The following is a 19,356-nucleotide window of genomic DNA, read 5'->3' as shown; positions in this document are numbered from 1 at the left end:
TAGCGAAACTATGAATAGCCGGGATTTGCCCATGCTACTCCTTCGATTGCCTCGCTTTACAGATCCGTATGATCGGTGCTGTCCCAACAAGAATCTGCCTGGAGGCTGGCATGATCGGCAAAATCGACGACTACCTGCGTTTCCATGAATCGGCCCTGTCCCTGCGCGCCCAGCGCCAGGAATTGCTGGCGTCGAACATCGCCAACGCCGACACGCCCAACTACAAGGCGCGCGACATCGACTTTTCCAGCGCCCTGCAGGGTGCGCTGGCCGGCCGCCAGGGCGGCCTGGCCACCACCGCCCAGGGCCACGTGCCGCGCGGCCAGGCCACCGGCGACACCCTGGCCAACGGCACCCCGGTGCAGTACCGCGGCGTGGTGCAGGGCAGCGTCGACGGCAATACGGTCGACATGGACGTCGAGCGCAACCAGTTCGCCGACAACGCGCTGCGCTACGAAGCCGGCATCACGATGATCAACCACCAGATCAAGGGCCTGCTGGCGGCCATCCAGGGTCAATAAGGGGTAAATCATGTCGCTATTTAATATCTTCAACGTCTCCGGCTCGGCGATGAGCGCCCAGGCCCAGCGCCTGAACACCACCGCCAGCAACCTGGCCAACGCCGACAGCGCCACCAGCGCCACCGGCGAAGCCTACCGCGCCAAGGCGGTCGTGTTCGAATCGGTTCCCACCGCTTCCGGCGCCACCGGCGTGCGGGTGCGCGAAGTGGTCGAGGACCAGTCGCCGATGAAGCAGGTCTACGACCCCAAGCACCCGCTGGCCGACGACAAGGGCTATGTGACGATGCCGAACGTGAACGTGGTCGACGAGATGGTCAACATGTTGTCGGCCTCGCGTTCCTACCAGACCAACGTCGAGACCATGAATGCGGCCAAGACCATGCTGCTCAAGACCCTGACCCTCGGTCAATAATGTACTGAATAACGACCATGACCACCGTTAATACCAATTCCAGCGCCTCGACCATCAATGACCTGATGTCGACCATGAACACCAAGCCGAAGGAAGTCGACAGCGTCCAGGCCGACACCGACAAGTTCATGACCCTGCTGGTGACGCAACTGAAGAACCAGGATCCGCTCAACCCGCTCGACAACGCCCAGGTGACCAGCCAGCTGGCCCAGCTGTCGACCGTGACCGGCGTGAACAAGCTGAACGCGACCCTGGAAACCCTGAAGTCGAGCTACCAGTCGTCCGAGGCGATGCAGGCGACCAACCTGATCGGCCATGGCGTGCTGGTCGAAGGCAAGGACGTCCAGCTCTCCGGCGGCAAGTCTATCCTGGGCGTCGAGCTGGCCACCCCGGCCGACAAGGTCCAGATCCTCGTCACGGACGCCAACGGCAAGGAAGTGGCCACCATCGACATGGGCCCGCAAGAGGCTGGCATCCTGCCGGTGGCCTGGGACGGCGTGCCCGACCCGGAAAAGCTCGACAGCGACGGCAAGCCGGTGGTCCTGCCCGACGGTAAGTACAGCTTCAAGGTCGTCGCCACCCGCGCCGGCGAGGAGCTCGACGACGCCAAGGGCCTGTCCTTCGACAGCGTTGCCAGCGTGACCACGAATGCCAAGGACGGCGTCAAGCTCAACCTGCCCGGCAAGGGTGCGGTAGCCATGGCCGACATCAAACAAGTTCTGTAAGCAAGCCGCTTACCCACACATTTAGCAGGAGAAACGACATGTCTTTCCAACAGGGCCTGAGCGGCTTGAACGGCGCAGCAAAATCGCTGGACGTCATCGGTAACAACATCGCCAACGCGAGCACGGTCGGTTTCAAGGGTTCGACCACCCAGTTCGCCGACGTCTACGCCAACTCGCTGAATGGCGCGGGCGGCAACTCGGCCGGTATCGGCGTGAAGGTCGCCGGCATCGCCCAGCAATTCAGCCAGGGCAACGTCGAAACCTCGAACAACCCGCTCGACATCGCCATCAACGGCGCCGGCTTCTTCCGCATCGAAGCCGCGGGCGTGGTGCAGTATTCGCGCAATGGCCAGTTCTCGCTCGACAAGAACGGCTACATGATCAATGCCCAGGGCGCCAAGCTGACCGGCTACGGCCTGAACGCGGCCGGCCAGCTGTCGGCCGGCGCCCCGGTGCCGCTGCAGATCGACACCTCCGACCTGGACCCGGTGCAGACCACCGACGTCGACATCCAGCTGAACCTGGATTCGCGCACCCAGCCGCCGGTCAATTCGCCCTTCGACGCCAACGATCCGACCACCTACAACAAGCAGACCCCGATGAGCGTGTACGACACGCTGGGCAATCCGCACGTGCTGTCGACCTATTACGTGAAGAACGGCGCCGGCAGCTGGGACGTGTACGCAGCCAACGACGGCACCGAGATCTCGGCCCTGGCCGTGGCGGGCGCCGCCACCGGCACCGGCGCGGCCTTCAACGCCGTGAACACCGCGCGCGCCAACTGGGAAGCCGCCACCAAGGCCGTGCCGCCGGTCCCGGCCACCATCGCCGCCGCCCTGAGTACCTACGCCAGCGCCGCCTCCAGCATGGTCGTGGCCGCCGCCAACACCGCCGGCGCGACCGCCGCCAACCAGACCGAGATCGGCGCCGCCGCCACCAGTGCGGCCGCGATCCCGGGCACCACGCCGGACGAGATCGACGCCGCCATGGCCAAGGCGGTCCGCGTGCCGGCCGTGCCGGTCGGCCAGCTGAAGTTCGACACCAACGGCGCCCTGAACCTGGCGACCACCGGCACCGCCGGCAAGTTCAACGTCACCCTGCCGGTGATCCCGTCGACCGGCGCCGAACTGACCCTGCCGATGGAAATCGACTACGCCGGCACCACCCAGTACGGCAGCCCGACCAGCGAGAAGAAGATCGTCCAGGACGGCTACAAGGCCGGCACCCTGCAGCGCTTCACCGCCGGCGCCGACGGCGTGATCCTGGGCCAGTACAGCAACGGCCAGACCAAGCCGCTGGGCCAGGTGGTGCTGGCCAACTTCACCAACCCGAACGGCCTCGAGCCGCTGGGCAACAACGCCTGGGCCGAATCGTCCAACTCGGGCGTGCCCCTGGTCGGCACCCCGAACACGGGCGGCATGGGCGTGCTGCAGGCCTCGGCGGTGGAAGCCTCGAACGTCGACCTGACCGCGGAACTGGTCAACATGATCACGGCGCAGCGCGTCTACCAGGCGAATGCGCAGACCATCAAGACCCAGGACTCGGTGCTGCAAACCCTGGTGAACCTGCGTTGATGCAAGCGTGAGTTGACTGCGCCGGCCGCACATGCGCCGGCGCACCGCATAGCAAAAAGGACAAGACATGGACCGCCTGATCTACACCGCCGCCTCCGGCGCGAAGCACATCCTGGAGCAGCAGGCCACCACCTCGAACAACCTGGCCAACGTCAACACGACGGGTTTCCGCGCCCAGCTCGACATCTTCCGCGCGGCCCCGGTCCAGGGCCCGGGCCTGCCGACGCGCGCCTTCGTGCTCGATTCGACCGCCGGCCACGACTTCACGGCCGGCCCGCTGCAAATCACCGGGCGCGACCTCGACGTGGCGGTCAAGGGCGAGGGCTGGCTCGCGGTCCAGATGGCGGACGGCACCGAAGCCTATACCCGCAACGGTTCCCTGCAGATGAGCCCGAACGGCCTGCTGCAGACCGCGTCCGGCAACACCATCGCGGGCGAGGGCGGTCCGATCACCATCCCGCCCGACGCCACCGTGACCGTGGGCGCCGACGGCACCATCTCGACCGTCTCGAATACCGACCAGCCGGCCGCCCCGGTCGTGCTCGGCCGCCTGAAGCTGGTGAATCCGCCCACCGGCGACCTGGTGCGCGGCGACGACGGCCTGTTCCGCCTCAAGGACGGCAGCGCGGCGCCCTTCGATCCGAACATCCGGGTCGCCGGCGGCGCCCTGGAAGGCTCGAACGTCAGCGCGGTGGATTCCATGGTGCAGATGATTTCGCTGGCGCGCTCCTTCGAAACCCAAATGAGCCTGCTGAAGAACGCCGAGAATAACGCCGCGAAAGCCACCCAGATCCTCGCTTTGAATTGATAGTTGCTGCAGCATAATTCTCCTGTACGTGGCGGACTTCGTCTGCCGCCCTTAGGAGAATTCCATGATCCGTTCGCTGTTTATCGCCAAGACCGGCCTCGAAGCGCAGCAGACCAACCTCGACGTCATCACCAACAACCTCGCCAACGTCAGCACCAATGGGTTCAAACGCTCCCGTGCGGTGTTCGAGGACCTGCTGTACCAGAACGTGCGCCAGCCCGGCGCCCAGTCCTCGCAGCAAAGCAACCTGCCTTCGGGCCTGCAGATCGGTACCGGTGTGCGCACCGTCGCCACCGAGCGCATCCACACCCAGGGTAATCCCCAGCTGACCGGCAATTCGAAAGACGTGATGGTCAACGGCTCGGGCTTCTTCCCGGTGCTGCTGCCGGACGGCACCCAGGCCTACACCCGCGACGGCTCCTTCCAGACCGACGCCAACGGCCAGCTGGTCACTTCCAGCGGCTTCGTGGTCCAGCCCGCCATCACCATCCCGTCGAACGCCGAATCGATCACCGTCGGCCGCGACGGCACCGTGTCCGTCAAGCTGCCGGGCACCGTGGCCCCGACCCAGGTCGGCTCGCTCCAGCTGGCGACCTTCGTGAACCCGGCCGGCCTGGAATCGCGCGGCGAGAACCTGTACGTCGAGACCGGCGCCTCGGGCAACCCCAACCTGAACGTCCCGGGCACCAACGGCGCCGGCGTCCTGATGCAGGGCTATGTTGAATCCTCGAACGTCAACGTGGTCGAGGAAATGGTCAACATGATCCAGACCCAGCGCGCCTACGAGATCAACAGCAAGGCGATCACCACTTCCGACCAGATGCTGCAGAAGCTGTCCCAGTTATGAAATCGTTTATTGCCTCCTTCGCTGCGCTGGTGCTGCTCGCCGGCTGCGCCACCGCTCCCAGCACCATCGTGCAGGGCCCGACCAGCGCGCGTCCGATGCTGGTCGAGACCGCGCCGCCGACCCCGGGCGCGATCTACAACGCCAACAGCTACCGTCCGATGTTCGAGGATCGCCGCGCGCGCCACATCGGCGACCTCTTGACCATCAACATCAGCGAGCGCACCAGCGCCAACAAGGCCGGCGCCAGCTCGGGCAACAAGAACGGCAGCGCCAGCTTCGCCGCCCCGGGCGTGATGCGCTCGGCGATCGGCGCCAGCGTGGCCCTGGAAGCGGAAACCAAGTTCGCGGACGGCGACAAGCAGAGCGCCTCGAACGACTTCAGCGGCACCCTGGGCGTGACCGTCACCGAAGTGCTCCCGAACGGCAACCTGATCGTGGCCGGCGAAAAGCAGATCGCCATGAACAAGGGTGTCGAGTTCATCCGCTTCTCGGGCATGGTCAGCCCCGACACCATCCAGCCGGGCAACATCGTCTCGTCGACGGTGGTGGCCGACGCCCGTGTCGAGTACCGCACCAACAGCAGGATCGACCGCGCCGAGGTCAACTCGATGCTGTCGCGCTTCTTCCTGTCGATGCTGCCGTTCTGAGTGTAATCATGCGCAAGTTCACCTCCTTTGTCCTGCTGTCCGCCACCGTTCTGGTCACCGCCCTGGCTGCCGCACCGGCCCAGGCCGAGCGCCTGAAGGACCTGGCCACCGTCGCCGGCGTGCGCCAGAACCAGCTGTCCGGCTACGGCATCGTGGTCGGCCTGGACGGCACCGGCGACCAGACCAGCCAGACCCCGTTCACCGTGCAGTCGATCCAGGCGATGCTGCAGCAGAAGGGCGTGAACCTGCCGCGCGGCACCCAGCTGCAGCTGAAGAACGTGGCCGCCGTGATGGTCACCGCTTCGCTGCCGGCCTTCGCCCAGCCGGGCCAGACCATCGACATCACCGTCTCCTCGATCGGCAACGCGAAAAGCCTGCGCGGCGGCACCTTGCTGATGACGCCGCTGCACGGCGCCGATGGCCAGGTGTACGCGATGGGCCAGGGCAACCTGGTGGTCGGCGGCGTCGGCGCCCAGGCCCCCGGCGGCGGCGCCCAGGTCCAGGTCAACCACCTGGCGGTGGGCAAGATCTCGGGCGGCGCCACCGTCGAGCGCGCCGTCGCCTCGAACCTGGGCGAGAACAACCAGATCCGCCTGGAGCTGAAGGAAACCGACTTCTCGACCGCCGCGCGCGTCGTCGAAGCCGTCAACGACCAGTTCGGCGCCGGCGTGGCGACCGCCCTGGACGGCCGCGTAATCCGCGTGCGCACCCCGTCCTCGAGCGACCAGCGCGTGGCCTTCCTGGGCATGCTGGAACAGATCGACATCAAGCCGGCTTCCGCTTCGGCCAAGGTGATCCTGAACGCGCGCACCGGCTCGGTGGTGATGAACCAGGCCGTCATGCTGGACAACTGCGCCATCTCGCACGGCAACCTGTCGGTGACCATCGGCGCCGACACCAATGTCAGCCAGCCGGCTCCGGGCTCGCGCGGCGCCACCGTGGTCACCCAGAACCCGTCGGTCGAGATCAAGAAGGATCCGGGCAAGGTGCTGATGGTGAAGGGCGGCGCCTCGCTGGCCGAAGTGGTCAAGGCGCTGAATTCGATCGGCGCCACCCCGCAGGACCTGCTGGCCATCATGCAGGCGCTGAAGGCGTCCGGCTCGCTGCGCGCCGACCTCGAGATCATCTAAGGAAGAGTGCATCATGATCGCCTCGAACAAAACCGACCTGAGCACCAAGTTCGCCCTCGACACCAAGGGCCTGGGTGAGCTCAAGCAAAGCGCGAAGGCCGGCTCGCCGGGCGCGCTGAAGGAAGCGGCCACCCAGTTCGAGTCGATGTTCATTAACATGATGATGAAGAGCATGCGCGACGCCACCCCGCAGGAAGGCATGCTCGACAACCAGCAGACCAGGATGTTCACCGGCATGCTGGACCAGCAGATGAGCCAGAACCTGGCCAAGCGCGGCATGGGCCTGGCCGACGTCCTGACCCGCCAGCTGGGCGCCCAGAACATGGGCCAGCAGGCGCTTGCCATCGGCGGCGAGGGCAACGCGACCACTTCGGGCAACGCCATGCCCGGCCCGATGGACGCCGCCACCATGATCAAGTCCGGCGCAATGGTGAGCGGTGTGCCTGCGGCCGCCGCGCCGCCGCTGCCCCTGACCACCGCCAGCGGCCGCATCCAGGCGCCGCACGTGCGCTCCTTCCAAGAAAAGCTGCACGTCCACGCGGCCGAAGCCGAGCGCGCCACCGGCGTGCCGGCCAAGTTCATGCTGGGCCAGGCCGCGCTGGAAAGCGGCTGGGGCAAGCGCATGATCCGCAATGCCGACGGCAGCAACAGCCACAACCTGTTCGGCATCAAGGCCGGCCCGGGCTGGAAGGGCAAGGTCGCCACCGCCGTCACCACCGAATACGTGAACGGCCGCCCGCACACCAAGGTGGAGAAATTCCGCGCCTACGACTCGCCGGCGGAATCGTTCAAGGACTACGCCAACATGCTGGCCAAGAACCCGCGTTACGAAAAAGTCATCGCCAGCGGCGGCGATGCGGCCGCCTTCGCCCAGGGCCTGCAGCGCGCCGGCTATGCGACCGATCCGCACTACGCCACCAAGCTGACCCGCATCATCAAGAATTCGCTGGCCTGACCGGACCATCAAGTTTCCGGAAAAGCTGCCGTCAACGAAGAGAGTTAGAGAAAGAAGATCAACATGGCCGGTAACCTTCTCAGCATTGGCAAAAGCGGCCTGTTCGCGGCACAGGCGGGCCTGTCCACGACCGGCCACAACATCACCAACGCCAACGTGCCGGGCTACAGCCGCCAGGGCGTGGTGCAGTCCACCGCGGTGGCGCTCGACCTGGGCGGCATCGGCTTTTTGGGCACCGGCACCCAGATCTCCCAGATCAAGCGCTACAGCGACGAATTCCTGAACAGCCAGGTGCGCACCGCCCAGTCCAGCGTGAGCGGCCTGGAATCGTATTACTCGCAGATTTCCCAGATCGACAACCTGCTGGCCGACCAGACCGCGGGCCTGTCGCCGGCCCTGCAAGGCTTCTTCAAGGGCGTGCAGGACATGGCCGGCAACCGCGCCTCGGTGCCCTCGCGCCAGGCCATGCTCTCCGCCGCCGACACCATGGCGACCCGCTTCCAGGCCCTCGATGCGCGCCTGGGCGAGATCCGCGAAGGCGTCAACACGACCATCGAAGCCAGCGTCAATATCATCAACACCTACGCCCAGCAGATCGCCGGGCTGAATGAACAGATCGGCAACTACGCCTCGAGCGAGACGCGCGCGCCGAACGACCTACTGGACAAGCGCGACCAGCTGGTGCTGGAACTGAACAAGCAGGTGAAGGCCACCGTCACCCCGGGCGACAACAACAGCCTGACGATCTCGATCGGCAGCGGCCAGCCGCTGGTGGTGGGGCAGACGGCCTACCAGCTGGCCGCGACCAAGTCGCCGGTCGACCTGACCCGCCTCGAAGTCGGCTATGTGGTCGGCAACAAGGTCTCGATCCTGCCGGAAGGCACCCTGAGCGGCGGCGAACTGGGCGGCGCACTGGACTTCCGCGTCACCACCCTCGACCCGGCCCAGAGCGCGCTCGGCAAGATCGCGCTCGGCATGGCGATCGAATTCAACAAGCAGCACAAGCTGGGCGTGGACGCGAACGGCCAGCCGGGCGCCGATTTCTTCGCCGAGTCGCCGGCCTTCGTGGGCCGCAACATCAACAACGCCCTGTCTTCGACTACCGAGGTCGCGGCCAAGGTGACGGACCCGGGCCAGCTCAAGGACAGCGACTACAAGGTCGAGTTCGACGGCACCAACTACAACGTGATCCGCCTGTCGGACAACGTCTCGACTGCGATCACCCCCTACAACGCGGCCGGCACCACCCGGGTGATCGACGGCGTCGAGTTCAACATTTCCGGCCTGGCCCAGGCCGGCGACAACTTCCTGGTGCGTCCGACCATCAACGGCGCCGCCAACTTCAAGGTGCTGGCCAACGACGTCTCGCAGATCGCCGCCGCGGCGCCGATCGCCACCAGCGCGCCGCTCACCAACACCGGCACCGGCAAGATTAGCGAAGGCAAGGTCGACAGCAACTTCCTGGGCGCGGGCCCATCGCTGCCGGTGACGCTGAGCTATGACGGCGCCACCGGCCAGATGACGGGCTTCCCGGCCGGCATGGCGGTGCGCGTGGTCGACACCGCGGGCGTGGCGACCAATTACCCGGCGCCGGCCAGCAACGTGCCGTTCACGAATGGCGCCACCTATACCTTCGGCGGCGTCAGCGTCACCATGACGGGCGCGCCGGGCAACGGCGACACCTTCCAGATCGCCGGCAACACCAGCGGCAGCGGCGACACCCGCAACATCGGCCTGCTGGGCGACCTGCAGACCAAGAACATCTTCAACAACGGCAGCGCGACCTTCCAGACTTCGTACGCCCAGCTGGTCAGCACGGTCGGCAACAAGACGCGCGAAGTGCAGGTGAACGCCAAGGCCGGCGACGCCTTGCTGGCCCAGGCGCAGGGCGCCGCCAGCGACGTCTCGGGCGTCAACCTGGACGAGGAAGCGACCAACCTGATCAAGTACCAGCAGGCTTACCAGGCGGCCGGCAAGGTGATGCAGATCGCCGGCACCATCTTCGACACCCTGCTGTCGATCGGCCGCTAAAAGCAGTTTCGGAGTAGACCATGCGCATCAGCACCCTGAACATCTTCAACACCGCCACCAACCAGCTCGGCACGCTGCAAAGCGGCATCGCGCGCACCCAGATGCAGCTGGCGACCGAGCGCCGCATCCTGACGCCGGCCGACGACCCGGTGGCCTCGGCGCGCGCGCTGGAAGTGAGCCAGGCGCAGGAAATGAATGCGCAGTTCGCCACCAACCGCATGAACGCGCGTTCCTCGCTGTCGCATGTGGAAACCACCTTGCAGGACGCGGGCAACCTGCTGCAGGACATCCAGCAGCTGGCGGTCAACGCCGGCAACGGCACCATGGTCAAGACCGACCGCGAGGCGCTGGCGACCGAGCTGGAAGGGCGCCTGGAGGACCTGCTGGGCGTGGCCAACACCACCGACGGTTCGGGCGGCTACCTGTTCTCGGGCTACATGGCGACCACCCAGCCCTTCACCCGCACCCCGGGCGGCGCGCAATACCAGGGCGACCAGGGCCAGCGCCAGCTGCAGGTGGGCGCTTCGCGCAAGCTTCCGCTGTCGGCCTCCGGCAGCGCCGTGTTCGAGGCAATCCCGACCGGCAACGGCAGCTTCCAGACCCAGGCGGCCAGCACCAACACGGGCGCGGCCATCATCTCGTCCGGCTCGGTGACCGACCGCTCGCAGCTGAACGGCCACGACTACGTGCTGAGCTTCACCGTGACCGGCACGCCGGCGGTGACGACCTATACCGTCAACGACACCAGCACCAGCCCGGCGACCGCGGTGCTGAGCAACCAGCCTTATGAGCCGGGCAAGACCATCTCCTTCGGCGGCATGTCCTTCGACATCAAGGGCGCGCCGGCCAACGGCGACAGCTTCACCGTCAAGCCGAGCGAGAAGCAGTCGGTGTTCACCACCGTGACCGACCTGATCGCGGCGCTGCGCGCCCCGGCTGAAGGTTCCAGCGGCAAGGCGGCGCTGACCAACAGCCTGAACACGGCAATGGACAACCTGAAGTCGGCGCACGACAACGTGCTGACCGTGCAGGCCTCGGTGGGGGCGCACCTGAAGGAGCTCGATTACCTGGACAGCGCGGGTGACGACCTCAACATCCATTACGCGAGCACCTTGTCCGACCTGCAGGACCTGGACGTGGTGAAGGCGATCTCGGACTTCCAGCAGCAGCAGACCACCTTGCAGGCGGCGCAGATGTCGTTCAAGACGATGTCGGGGCTGTCGCTGTTTAACTACCTCTGATAGTTGATCCATGCCACGCCGATCGATGTTGCCCGAGCTCCCCGTGCAGGAGGGCAATCCATTTGCCTGAGAACCCAAGCTATGCTCAAAGAATATTTCCTGACAGTACGGTAAATATGTATTCAAGCTGTTAACTTCAGGCTACCCTGTCCCATTGTTGAGTTAGCTCAACAACACTTCCTATAGGGGGCGATCTGATGCGCAAAGCATGGCTTGGGGCAGGAATTCGCAGCAAAACGATGGCAGTCGGCCTGGGCGGACTGTTTAGTCTCATCGCCAGCATGCTGTCAGCGCATGCCGCAACCACCTACAGCGAGCAGGAAAAGCTGATCCGCGCGCCGCGGGCCTTTACCAAGCTCGGCACCGGCCTGTTCGGCGACAAGGTCAATCTCTACACCGGCAACCTGGAATTCATCCAGACCGACGTGGTCATCCCCGGCAATAGCCCCTTGCGCGTCGGCGTCGGCCGGCGCCTGGAAGCCGGCAGGGACGCGGTGACTGGTGGCTTGTTCGGCCAATGGGATCTCGACATACCGCACCTGCATGGCGTGTATTCGCAGCTGCGCGGATGGGTCGGCGCAGGGAACACGACGACGCGCTGCAGTTCGTTCGGCGCTCCCGGTTCCGTGACGACGAACGATGGCGCCTCCTGGTCCGGGACGGAATTCTGGCATGGCGCTTTCCTGTATGTGCCCGGCATGGGCGACGCGAACGATCGGGTTCACGGGGCATGTTAACGACAATGAGACTGGCCTCATCTATATGCAGCATCGGTACTATGATGCGGTTGCAGGAAGATTTTTGAGCATTGATCCAGTGGTGACGGATTCGAGCAGTGGTCGCAGCTTCAATCGATATGCGTACGTTCTGAATAATCCGTATCGATTTGTCGATCCAGATGGCAGGGACGCGCGAGATAGCCAAATTGCAGAACAAAAGAAGCGCGAGCGTGAGCGTTCATGTGGCGGAGGCGCTTATTGTTCGACTGGATCACCAGTTCACAATGAGGCAAGCAGTGGTGCTGCCAATCGTGCAAATACGCTAGCTACCGAAATTTCCGAACGTGGGTTTATTTCTGGAAAAGGCGAGGCAGACTGGTTGTATCAGATTAACTCCGACCCAAATCTCGCGGTTACGGTTGATGCTTCTAAACTTACTGTTGCCGCATTGGGTGAGTGGAGTGCGGACCCTAGGGGAGGGTGGATAGCGCCAGGCTACGTTAAAGGCGTGAGTTATTGGGTGCACGGGCAGATAACGATTCGAATAAGGCCGGATGGGACCGTTGGCATTTATAATCAACAGTACCACTATAGAATGCATGCCGATTTTTCGCCGCGAGGAGTGGCAAGAAATATTGCTACGTTTATTGGGGAGCCGTCAGGTAGTTGGAGTAATACTCCGTTCACCATTCGATATGTTGGCAATACTAATCTTGCTAAGTAATAAATTCTATGCGTAAACTAATTTTGGCGTTGCCTTGCTTTATGTTAATCGGCTGTGGTGAGTCGACTGATTTAGGCGGGGGTTATTTTATTAATAAGACGGATGAAGACCATGTCTATATCTCAAAGAAGGAAAATGGAAAGTCATTTGTGGTTATAGAAGAGCAGGTTGTTGATTGGGGAAGGTTTGATGGTTATATTGCCGTCCTTAGAAAAGTCGCGATAAGTCCAGATTGTTATGACGATAAAGGGCGCCGCACAATCATTACACACTATTCAGATGAATCTCAATTTTGGATTATAAATTTGAAGGATAGTGTTGAAGCAGGGCCGTTCAGTGAGAGTGAATATCGTGAGGAGTTGAAAAAGCTTGGTGTTCGTTATGTAAATTTAGATGTTCCAAAAGATTATGTTTCGAACTCTGAGCAGTTTGAGAAAATAAAAAAGAATTGCTTGGTGAAGTAGCGCTGAACCCGGATGGGTGACATTCAAATACGAGCTCGGAAAGAGGCGGGGTCAAAGAGGCGCAAGAGGCGGGGTCAGGTCTGACATTCGGGCGCAAGAGGCGGCACAGAGGCGGGGTCAGGTCTGACATTCGGACACAACCTCTGCCTTAGGGCGCAAGAGGCGGGGTCAGGTCTGACATTCGGACACAACCTCTGCCTTATAAGAGGCGGGGTCAGGTCTGACATTCGGACACGACCTCAGCATTCGGGGGCAGGTCTGACATTCTGACACGACCTCAGCATTAGCGAGGCAGGGTCAGGCCTGACTTCCAGGCGCGACCTCTGCCTTAATATTCGGGATACAAAGCCGGCCAGAATGTACAGTTGAGGTCGTGTCCGATTGTCAGACCTGGCCCCATTTTCCTGGAAATTGGGCAGGTGGCAACGGGCGCGGGTTTGGTGCCGAAGGGGCCAGATCCATTAGGAGGTAGAGGCGCATTCGTTGATCCCTTAACGGGTGAGCAGCGTGTCCTTGTCCATGGCGACCATGCGCATGTCAACGACGCCAACGGTAATCGTCTTGATGTTAATGGGAACCAGGTGAAGCCTGAGTCGTCAGAAGCGCATCTACCGATTAAACCTCCGCCCCCACCCACACAACCTTAAACAAACCAATATGAATACGAAGATGACGCGATTTCATGACTGGACCCTTGTCGATGTTGCATTCGAGTGGGCCCAAGCAAGCGTAGCTGTGGCGCTAAACGGGCCCACTTCGCGATGTGTGCTCTTGGCGGAGGACGTTTCGTTGCTAGAAATGCCGCGTGAAGAGCCTTGGGGAAGGAGCGTTAGTGTGAATAGCCTTTTGATTGATGACATTCCGGATGGAGATAAGCAGTCTCTCGAAATCGAGATGCAGTCAGGGGATGTCATTCGAGTCAAAGCAAAAAAAATTACGGTGCAAGAAAAGCCCTGACGGTTTAAGTGCACTGCGACGTCCACTGCAACATCAATTGCAACGTCCACTCCAACGTCCACTGTCAGGGCAGGTATTTCCAGGACAGGATGAGAAACGTATCGCCACGACGAGTCGTGGCGATACGGCGCGCGGCTTTTCCTTGAAACTCAAGGCAAGCCCCGAGCCCCCTACCGTGGGCGGTAGAAATTACCCTTCTTTTTAAACAAAAAAATCGGTTTGCCTAAGACAAACGCATGTCGGGCGGACGATTCTTGAGCATCGATCCAGTTGTGAGCGATGCGAACACCGGCCGAAATTTCAATCGATATGCCTAGGTAGGCCAGGGCGGGGTCAGGTCTGACATTCGGACACGACCTCAGCATTAGTGCCCAATTTATGCTTTTAGTCACATGCACAAAGGCCGGAGTGAGATCGGCACAATTCGACAGGGCCGATTGGCTGACTGGTGTCTGAATTTGAGCTTGATTCATTTTCAAATGTTCAACTACCTCTAAGGGGCCGACTGCGCCCGCGGGCGAGGTAAAATTACCCGAGTGAATTCTTTCGGGAGCCTGCCTTGCCTTCAATGAAACAACTCGCCGCGGCCATGCTGCTCGCCGGCGTCCTGGACGGCGCGCATGCCGCCGACAAGATCGCGGTCGACGTCGCGCTGACCCAGGCGACGCTGATCGATGTCGCCAGCGGCACCCGCACCAAAGGCCAGTCCGTGCTCCTGAAGGGCGACACCATTGTCGCCGTGGTCAAGGACGCGGAGCTGAAGCGCTACGCTCCCAGGAAAACCATCAAGCTGCCCGGCAAATACCTGATGCCCGGCCTGTGGGACACGCATGTCCACTTCGGCGGGGGTGAGGCGCTCATCGAAGAAAACAAACAACTCCTTCCGCTTTATCTCGCGCACGGCATCACGACGGTGCGCGACTGCGCGGGCGACCTGGCCGACACCGTACTGGCCTGGCGCCAGCAGATCGCCGAAGGCAAGCTGGCCGGCCCGACCATCTTTACTTCCGGTCCCAAGCTGGAAGGGCTCAAACCGATGTGGAAGGGGACGATCGAAGTCGGGTCGCCCGAGGAGGTCGGCAAGGCACTGGACAAGCTCCAGGCCATGAAGGTCGATTTCGTGAAAATCACCGAAAACACGATGACGCCGGAAACCTACCTGGCGGCGCTGCGCCAGGCCAAGTCGCGCGGCATGCGCACCTCGGCCCATCTGCCGGGACAGATCCCGCTGGCGCGCGCCGTCGAAGCCGGGCTGGGCACGGTCGAACACCAGAGCTACCTGCTGCGCGCGACCACGCCGCGCGAAGCCGAACTGGTGGAGCAGGTCGCTGCCGGCAAGCTGACCGGGCGCGAGGTCATGCGGCTCAGCCTGGAGGGCTACGACGAGGCGACTGCGCGCCGCGCCTTCCGCCACATGGCTGCGCAAGGGACGGCGGTGGTGCCGACCTTGTGGGGATCGCGTATCACCGCCTACCTGGACCAGGAAAGCCACTACGGCGACGACTACCTGAAATACATCGGCAAGGGCCTGCGCGCGACCTACGACTGGCGCGTCGAGCGCGCTGCGAGGGACGGCCCGGAAGCGATCGCGCTGCGCCATGCCATCTTTGAGAAGTCGGCGCAGCTCCTGCCGCTGCTCCAGCAGGAGGGCGTGAGCATCATCGCCGGTACCGACGCGGGCTTCCTCAATTCGTTCAACTATCCGGGGCAGGCGTTGCACGACGAGATTGCCCTGTTCGTGCGTTATGGCTTGAGCCCGCAGCAGGCCTTGCAAAGCGCCGTGGTGAACGGGCCGCGTTTCCTGGGCAAGCTGGATCGCTACGGCAGCATTCAAACGGGGAAGGCGGCCGATCTGCTGGTGCTCGATGCCGACCCGCTGGCCGACATCGGAGCGACCCGCAAGATCCGCATGGTTGTCAGCCGCGGGGAAGTGCATGACCGCGCGCGTCTCGACCAGATGCTGGATGATACGCGCCGTAAGATTGCGGAAAGTCAGTGAAGCGGGATTCTGGAAAGCCAAGGGACTGACGAGCAAAGCTTCCGGCGAAATCCTGCATCCGAGCTTTGCTAGCGTCACGGGCGGGCAAGAACTTGGGCACCGGCCTTCGCCGGTGCGACGGTCTTGGGGTTTTAACAGTTCGCGCGAAACTTATTCAATTTTGCTTAGTCATACAGAAGCAAATTCAGTTCGAACGCTGTAGCCAAAGCTCGTAGTGTCTTGCTGCGCTGCGTCTACATTCCGATGGAACTGAATTGGCTTGCGGTGAGTTCCACCGTGACTGCCTGTGGAGGGGAAGGCGCTGGCCTTGCGCCCAAGCGCAAAGTGAAACCGGCCCCTATGAAGCAGGAATCCAACTGTATGGCCAACTTTAAGCAGCATTGAGTAGCTTTACGTAAGTTTGGGAGAACGGTTGGTGGAAGAAAGTCAGTCCGGTAAACGCGAGGCCGGTAGTTCCTTGACGCGTGCGAACCACGCCAGCAGGCACGGATAGCCCTCTAGTGGCAACCCCGCCTGTTCCATGGTCATGAGCGGTGCCGCCACGGCGTAGTCCGCCAGCGTCGCCTGGCCGCCGACCAGCCATTCGCGCGTGGAAAGATGATGATCCAGCACGGCGGCGGCCTGCGCCAGCTCGGCCGTACCGCAGGCCAGCGCGAGCGGATCCGGGGCGCCCCCTTCGATCATTTGCTTGCCAACCTGCTCCCACACCAGTACCGAGATCGCCGGCGAGAATTGCTGGCACGCCCAGAACATCCAGCGCTTGACGCAAGTGCGCGCCACCAGGCCATGCGGATAGAGATTGCGGTCCGCGGCGTCGAAGCGGATGCCGGGATGCGCGGCCAAAACGGGATGATGATCGAGCTGCATAGCCTTCTCCGTGCAAGATTGATGAGAAGGCAATGCTAAAGGGGGGCAGTGACAGATCCTGTCAGGAGTGTTCGCGGCCTCAGCCCGGCGCCGGCCGCGCCGGAGCCAGCGTCGCCGGCGCGGGCGACCGCGTCGCTCCCGCCCGCGGGATCGCGCGTCCCGCCTCGATGCCCTGGTTGAACAGGTTGAGGATAGGCGTGCCCAGGTAGGGCATGACCAGGCTCAGGGTCAGGAAACCCACGCCCAGGGTGATCGGAAAACCGATACCGAAGATGTTCAGCTGCGGCGCGGCGCGCGTCAGGATGCCCAGCGCCACGTTGGTGATCAGGAGCGCGGCCACGATCGGCAGCGACAGCTGCAGCCCGGCCGAAAAGATGCGCGACCCCCAGCGCACCAGCTCCAGCGGCGCATTGCCGGAAAAGGGCGTGCTGGAGATCGGCAAGGTCACGAAGCTCTCGGCCAGCGCCGCCAGCAGCACCAGGTGCGCGTTGACGGCCAGGAAGGCCATGGTCGAGACCAGGGCCATGAACTGGGCCACGGCCGCCGAGCGGCCGCGTGTGTTGGGGTCGAAGGAGATGGCGAAGCCCAGGCCCATGGACATGCTGGCGACCTCGCCGGCGTATTCGATGGCGGCGAACACGATGCGCATCGCGAAGCCCATCGCCACGCCGATCAGCAGTTCCTTCACCAGGATCAGGAGGCCCGCCCACGAGGTCGGGTCCATGGCGGGAATCGCCGGCACGGTGGGCGCGATCACGGCCGCCAGCAGCACGCCGAGCGAGACCTTGATCGACACCGGCACGCCGGCATTGCCGAACAGGGGCGCGGCCGCGATCAGGCCCAGGATGCGCGTCAGGGGCCAGATCAGCCCCGCGATCCAGGCGTTGATTTCCGCCGACGTCAGCGCCAGCACGCGCTTATCCGATCAGGCCGGGGATGCCCGTGAACACCTGGCGCATGTAGTCGAGCATCACCGACAGCATCCACGGTCCCGCCACCACCAGGGCGACAAAGATGCCGACCAGCTTGGGGATGAAGGACAGGGTCGCCTCGTTGATCTGGGTGGCGGCCTGGAAGATGCTGACGATCAGGCCGATGATCAGCGCCACCAGCAGCAGCGGCGCCGACACCATCAGGGTTACTTCCATGGCCGTGCGGCCCATGGTCATCACGCTTTCGGGAGTCATGCCTGGTTCCTCAGTAGAAGCTCTGGGACAGCGAGCCCAGCAGGAGTTGCCAGCCGTCGACCAGCACGAACAGCATCAGCTTGAACGGCAGCGAGATCACGGCCGGCGACATCATCATCATACCCATCGACATCAGCACCGACGCCACCACCATGTCGATGATCAGGAAGGGAATGAAGATGGCGAAGCCGATCTGGAAGGCCGTCTTCAGCTCGCTGGTGACGAAGGCCGGGATCAGCACGCGCAGCGGGATGTCCTCCGGTCCCTGCAGGGCCGGCGAGCGCGAGATCTTGACGAACAGCGCCAGGTCGGACTGGCGGGTCTGCTTGACCATGAATTCCTTGAGCGGCACCACGCCGCGGTTCATGGCTTCCGTCATCTGGATCCGGTTCTCCTGCAGCGGCACATAGGCCTCGGTATAGATGCGGTCGAACGTCGGGCCCATCACGAACAAGGTCAGGAACAGGGCCAGGCCCACCATCACCTGGTTCGGCGGCGCGGTCTGGGTGCCGATCGCCTGGCGCAGCAGGGACAGCACGATGATGATGCGCGTGAAGCTGGTCATCATCAGCAGCGCTGCCGGCAGGAAGGTGAGCGAGGTGAGCAGCAGCAGGGTCTGCACCGGCAGCGAGTACTGGGTGCCGCCGCCCGGGGCCGGGCTGGTGTTGAAGGCCGGGATGCCGGACTGGGCGGCTGCCAGCAGGGGCAGCAGCGCCAGGCCGACCGCCAGCCAGGTTTTCTTATTTCGCATTGCGTTTGTCGATCGTATTCTTGAGCCAGTCCGAGAAGCTGCCGGCGGAGGGCGTGGCGGCCGCCACGGTTGCCGTGCCTTCCACGCCTTCCTGGCGCGGCATGGTGGCCAGCGCATTGATGCGGCCGGGCGAAGCGCCGACCACGATCCACTGGTTGCCGACCTCGACCACCACGATGCGCTCGCGCGCGCCGAGGTTGAGGGCGCCCACCAGGCGCAGGTTGGCGTTACTGCCGCCCATCATCTTGGGTGCGAAGCGCTTCAGGAACCAGGCCAGGCCGGCCAGCACGGCCAGCACCAGCACCAGGGCCAGGATGGTCTGCATCAGGCTGCCGGCCGCAGGGCTGGTGGGCGAGGACGGCAGTGCGGCGCGCGGCGTCTGCTGTTCAGGAGCAGGAGCCGGCGCAGTGATTGGCGCTTGCGCCGCAGGCGCGGGCGCCTGGTCGGCCGGCAGAGGAGCCGGGACCGGGGCGGTGTTCGTGGTGGTGAGCGAGGGAGCCGGACGGGCCGGCGCCGGCGGGCGGCCGGTGGTGGTTTCGCCGGGACGGCGCGGGGTAGTGGCAGGTTCTTGGGCGGCCGGCGCCGGCGCGGGAGCGGCCGGCGTTTCAGGCGCGGGTGTCGCTGGGGCAGGCGCGGGCGCGGGTTGCTCGACAGCAGGCGCGGCCTGCGCGGCGGGTTCGGCCGGCAGCGGGGCGGCGCAGGCGGCCAGCGGCGCGAACAGCATTGCCGCCGCCAAAGCACGTAGGGTGGGCGGGGTTGCCGGCCACGCGGGCAGGCGGCGGTAGCCGGGGGGGGCG

At 63.7% G+C, this 19,356-nt stretch carries 21 protein-coding genes; 16 read left to right on the top strand and 5 right to left on the bottom strand.

Annotation, left to right across the window (positions count from 1 at the left end):
* The first annotated feature begins 110 nt into the window (after nucleotides 1–110).
* The 16 genes from flgB (at nucleotide 111) to J8847_RS06020 (ending at nucleotide 15,754) form a co-directional block, all read left to right on the top strand.
* On the top strand, nucleotides 111–521 hold the full coding sequence (gene flgB / locus J8847_RS06095) for a flagellar basal body rod protein FlgB (RefSeq protein ID WP_211523802.1): 411 nt from the start codon (nucleotides 111–113) through the stop codon (nucleotides 519–521).
* A gap of 10 nt (nucleotides 522–531) precedes the next feature.
* Nucleotides 532–933 carry a flagellar basal body rod protein FlgC gene (gene flgC, locus J8847_RS06090; RefSeq protein WP_211520742.1) on the top strand — a complete coding sequence of 134 codons (402 nt, stop codon included), beginning with the start codon at nucleotides 532–534 and terminating at the stop codon, nucleotides 931–933.
* 17 nt (nucleotides 934–950) lie between these two features.
* Nucleotides 951–1,658 (top strand): flagellar hook assembly protein FlgD, encoded by a 708-nt coding sequence (locus J8847_RS06085; protein WP_211523801.1) that lies wholly within the window; start codon nucleotides 951–953, stop codon nucleotides 1,656–1,658.
* A 38-nt stretch (nucleotides 1,659–1,696) separates the two neighbouring features.
* Entirely contained in the window at nucleotides 1,697–3,232 is a 1,536-nt protein-coding gene (locus tag J8847_RS06080) for a flagellar hook protein FlgE (RefSeq protein ID WP_211523800.1), read from the top strand.
* 67 nt (nucleotides 3,233–3,299) lie between these two features.
* Nucleotides 3,300–4,040: a flagellar basal-body rod protein FlgF gene (gene flgF, locus J8847_RS06075; RefSeq protein WP_211523799.1), complete on the top strand. Its 741-nt coding sequence runs from the start codon at nucleotides 3,300–3,302 to the stop codon at nucleotides 4,038–4,040.
* Nucleotides 4,041–4,104: 64 nt separating this feature from the next.
* Nucleotides 4,105–4,887 (top strand): flagellar basal-body rod protein FlgG, encoded by a 783-nt coding sequence (flgG, locus tag J8847_RS06070; RefSeq protein WP_211523798.1) that lies wholly within the window; start codon nucleotides 4,105–4,107, stop codon nucleotides 4,885–4,887.
* Nucleotides 4,884–5,534 (top strand): flagellar basal body L-ring protein FlgH, encoded by a 651-nt coding sequence (locus J8847_RS06065; RefSeq protein ID WP_211523797.1) that lies wholly within the window; start codon nucleotides 4,884–4,886, stop codon nucleotides 5,532–5,534. The genes flgG and J8847_RS06065 overlap by 4 nt, the downstream gene beginning before the upstream one ends.
* An 8-nt stretch (nucleotides 5,535–5,542) precedes the next feature.
* Nucleotides 5,543–6,664 carry a flagellar basal body P-ring protein FlgI gene (locus J8847_RS06060; protein WP_211523796.1) on the top strand — a complete coding sequence of 374 codons (1,122 nt, stop codon included), beginning with the start codon at nucleotides 5,543–5,545 and terminating at the stop codon, nucleotides 6,662–6,664.
* Between the two features lie 13 nt (nucleotides 6,665–6,677).
* Nucleotides 6,678–7,619: a flagellar assembly peptidoglycan hydrolase FlgJ gene (gene flgJ, locus J8847_RS06055; RefSeq protein ID WP_211523795.1), complete on the top strand. Its 942-nt coding sequence runs from the start codon at nucleotides 6,678–6,680 to the stop codon at nucleotides 7,617–7,619.
* A gap of 63 nt (nucleotides 7,620–7,682) precedes the next feature.
* Nucleotides 7,683–9,650, top strand: coding sequence for a flagellar hook-associated protein FlgK (gene flgK / locus J8847_RS06050; protein ID WP_211523794.1), 1,968 nt, complete (start codon nucleotides 7,683–7,685; stop codon nucleotides 9,648–9,650).
* A gap of 20 nt (nucleotides 9,651–9,670) precedes the next feature.
* Nucleotides 9,671–10,891: a flagellar hook-associated protein FlgL gene (gene flgL / locus J8847_RS06045; protein WP_211523793.1), complete on the top strand. Its 1,221-nt coding sequence runs from the start codon at nucleotides 9,671–9,673 to the stop codon at nucleotides 10,889–10,891.
* 197 nt (nucleotides 10,892–11,088) lie between these two features.
* Nucleotides 11,089–11,628: a hypothetical protein gene (locus J8847_RS06040; protein WP_211523792.1), complete on the top strand. Its 540-nt coding sequence runs from the start codon at nucleotides 11,089–11,091 to the stop codon at nucleotides 11,626–11,628.
* Nucleotides 11,531–12,334 (top strand): RHS repeat-associated core domain-containing protein, encoded by an 804-nt coding sequence (locus tag J8847_RS06035; RefSeq protein ID WP_307727501.1) that lies wholly within the window; start codon nucleotides 11,531–11,533, stop codon nucleotides 12,332–12,334. The genes J8847_RS06040 and J8847_RS06035 overlap by 98 nt, the downstream gene beginning before the upstream one ends.
* A gap of 8 nt (nucleotides 12,335–12,342) precedes the next feature.
* Complete coding sequence (locus J8847_RS06030) at nucleotides 12,343–12,798, top strand: DUF3997 domain-containing protein (RefSeq protein WP_211523790.1); 456 nt, start codon at nucleotides 12,343–12,345, stop codon at nucleotides 12,796–12,798.
* A gap of 657 nt (nucleotides 12,799–13,455) precedes the next feature.
* Nucleotides 13,456–13,755: a hypothetical protein gene (locus J8847_RS06025; RefSeq protein ID WP_211523789.1), complete on the top strand. Its 300-nt coding sequence runs from the start codon at nucleotides 13,456–13,458 to the stop codon at nucleotides 13,753–13,755.
* Nucleotides 13,756–14,323: 568 nt separating this feature from the next.
* Entirely contained in the window at nucleotides 14,324–15,754 is a 1,431-nt protein-coding gene (locus J8847_RS06020; protein WP_229512563.1) for an amidohydrolase family protein, read from the top strand.
* Nucleotides 15,755–16,180: 426 nt separating this feature from the next.
* Here J8847_RS06020 and J8847_RS06015 read toward each other — a convergent pair whose 3' ends face one another.
* The 5 genes from J8847_RS06015 to fliO all read right to left on the bottom strand — a co-directional run.
* The gene (locus tag J8847_RS06015; protein ID WP_211523787.1) at nucleotides 16,181–16,621 is read right to left on the bottom strand and encodes a glutathione S-transferase family protein; all 441 of its coding nucleotides are present in this window, start codon (nucleotides 16,619–16,621) and stop codon (nucleotides 16,181–16,183) included.
* Nucleotides 16,622–16,700: 79 nt separating this feature from the next.
* Nucleotides 16,701–17,534, bottom strand: a complete 834-nt coding sequence (gene fliR, locus J8847_RS06010; RefSeq protein ID WP_211523786.1) for a flagellar biosynthetic protein FliR — start codon at nucleotides 17,532–17,534, stop codon at nucleotides 16,701–16,703.
* Nucleotides 17,535–17,538: 4 nt separating this feature from the next.
* A complete protein-coding gene (gene fliQ, locus J8847_RS06005) occupies nucleotides 17,539–17,808 on the bottom strand; it encodes a flagellar biosynthesis protein FliQ (protein ID WP_211523785.1) in 270 nt (89 codons plus the stop codon).
* Between the two features lie 10 nt (nucleotides 17,809–17,818).
* Nucleotides 17,819–18,559, bottom strand: coding sequence for a flagellar type III secretion system pore protein FliP (gene fliP, locus J8847_RS06000; protein WP_211523784.1), 741 nt, complete (start codon nucleotides 18,557–18,559; stop codon nucleotides 17,819–17,821).
* A partial coding sequence (gene fliO, locus J8847_RS24315; protein WP_307727500.1) for a flagellar biosynthetic protein FliO occupies nucleotides 18,549–19,356 on the bottom strand: 808 nt, incomplete at its 5' end. The genes fliP and fliO, both read right to left, overlap by 11 nt.

The organism is Massilia sp. AB1 (assembly GCF_018119385.1).
GTDB lineage: Bacteria > Pseudomonadota > Gammaproteobacteria > Burkholderiales > Burkholderiaceae_D > Telluria.
This window is presented reverse-complemented; position numbering and strand designations above follow the sequence as displayed.

What these genes read in the sequence shown, in the direction of transcription:
- flgB (WP_211523802.1), top strand. Translation starts at nt 111, where the DNA reads ATGATCGGCAAAATCGACGACTACCTGCGTTTCCATGAATCGGCCCTG.
- flgC (WP_211520742.1), top strand. Translation starts at nt 532, where the DNA reads ATGTCGCTATTTAATATCTTCAACGTCTCCGGCTCGGCGATGAGCGCC.
- J8847_RS06085 (WP_211523801.1), top strand. Translation starts at nt 951, where the DNA reads ATGACCACCGTTAATACCAATTCCAGCGCCTCGACCATCAATGACCTG.
- J8847_RS06080 (WP_211523800.1), top strand. Translation starts at nt 1,697, where the DNA reads ATGTCTTTCCAACAGGGCCTGAGCGGCTTGAACGGCGCAGCAAAATCG.
- flgF (WP_211523799.1), top strand. Translation starts at nt 3,300, where the DNA reads ATGGACCGCCTGATCTACACCGCCGCCTCCGGCGCGAAGCACATCCTG.
- flgG (WP_211523798.1), top strand. Translation starts at nt 4,105, where the DNA reads ATGATCCGTTCGCTGTTTATCGCCAAGACCGGCCTCGAAGCGCAGCAG.
- J8847_RS06065 (WP_211523797.1), top strand. Translation starts at nt 4,884, where the DNA reads ATGAAATCGTTTATTGCCTCCTTCGCTGCGCTGGTGCTGCTCGCCGGC.
- J8847_RS06060 (WP_211523796.1), top strand. Translation starts at nt 5,543, where the DNA reads ATGCGCAAGTTCACCTCCTTTGTCCTGCTGTCCGCCACCGTTCTGGTC.
- flgJ (WP_211523795.1), top strand. Translation starts at nt 6,678, where the DNA reads ATGATCGCCTCGAACAAAACCGACCTGAGCACCAAGTTCGCCCTCGAC.
- flgK (WP_211523794.1), top strand. Translation starts at nt 7,683, where the DNA reads ATGGCCGGTAACCTTCTCAGCATTGGCAAAAGCGGCCTGTTCGCGGCA.
- flgL (WP_211523793.1), top strand. Translation starts at nt 9,671, where the DNA reads ATGCGCATCAGCACCCTGAACATCTTCAACACCGCCACCAACCAGCTC.
- J8847_RS06040 (WP_211523792.1), top strand. Translation starts at nt 11,089, where the DNA reads ATGCGCAAAGCATGGCTTGGGGCAGGAATTCGCAGCAAAACGATGGCA.
- J8847_RS06035 (WP_307727501.1), top strand. Translation starts at nt 11,531, where the DNA reads ATGGCGCCTCCTGGTCCGGGACGGAATTCTGGCATGGCGCTTTCCTGT.
- J8847_RS06030 (WP_211523790.1), top strand. Translation starts at nt 12,343, where the DNA reads ATGCGTAAACTAATTTTGGCGTTGCCTTGCTTTATGTTAATCGGCTGT.
- J8847_RS06025 (WP_211523789.1), top strand. Translation starts at nt 13,456, where the DNA reads ATGAATACGAAGATGACGCGATTTCATGACTGGACCCTTGTCGATGTT.
- J8847_RS06020 (WP_229512563.1), top strand. Translation starts at nt 14,324, where the DNA reads ATGAAACAACTCGCCGCGGCCATGCTGCTCGCCGGCGTCCTGGACGGC.
- J8847_RS06015 (WP_211523787.1), bottom strand. Translation starts at nt 16,621, where the DNA reads ATGCAGCTCGATCATCATCCCGTTTTGGCCGCGCATCCCGGCATCCGC.
- fliQ (WP_211523785.1), bottom strand. Translation starts at nt 17,808, where the DNA reads ATGACTCCCGAAAGCGTGATGACCATGGGCCGCACGGCCATGGAAGTA.
- fliP (WP_211523784.1), bottom strand. Translation starts at nt 18,559, where the DNA reads ATGCGAAATAAGAAAACCTGGCTGGCGGTCGGCCTGGCGCTGCTGCCC.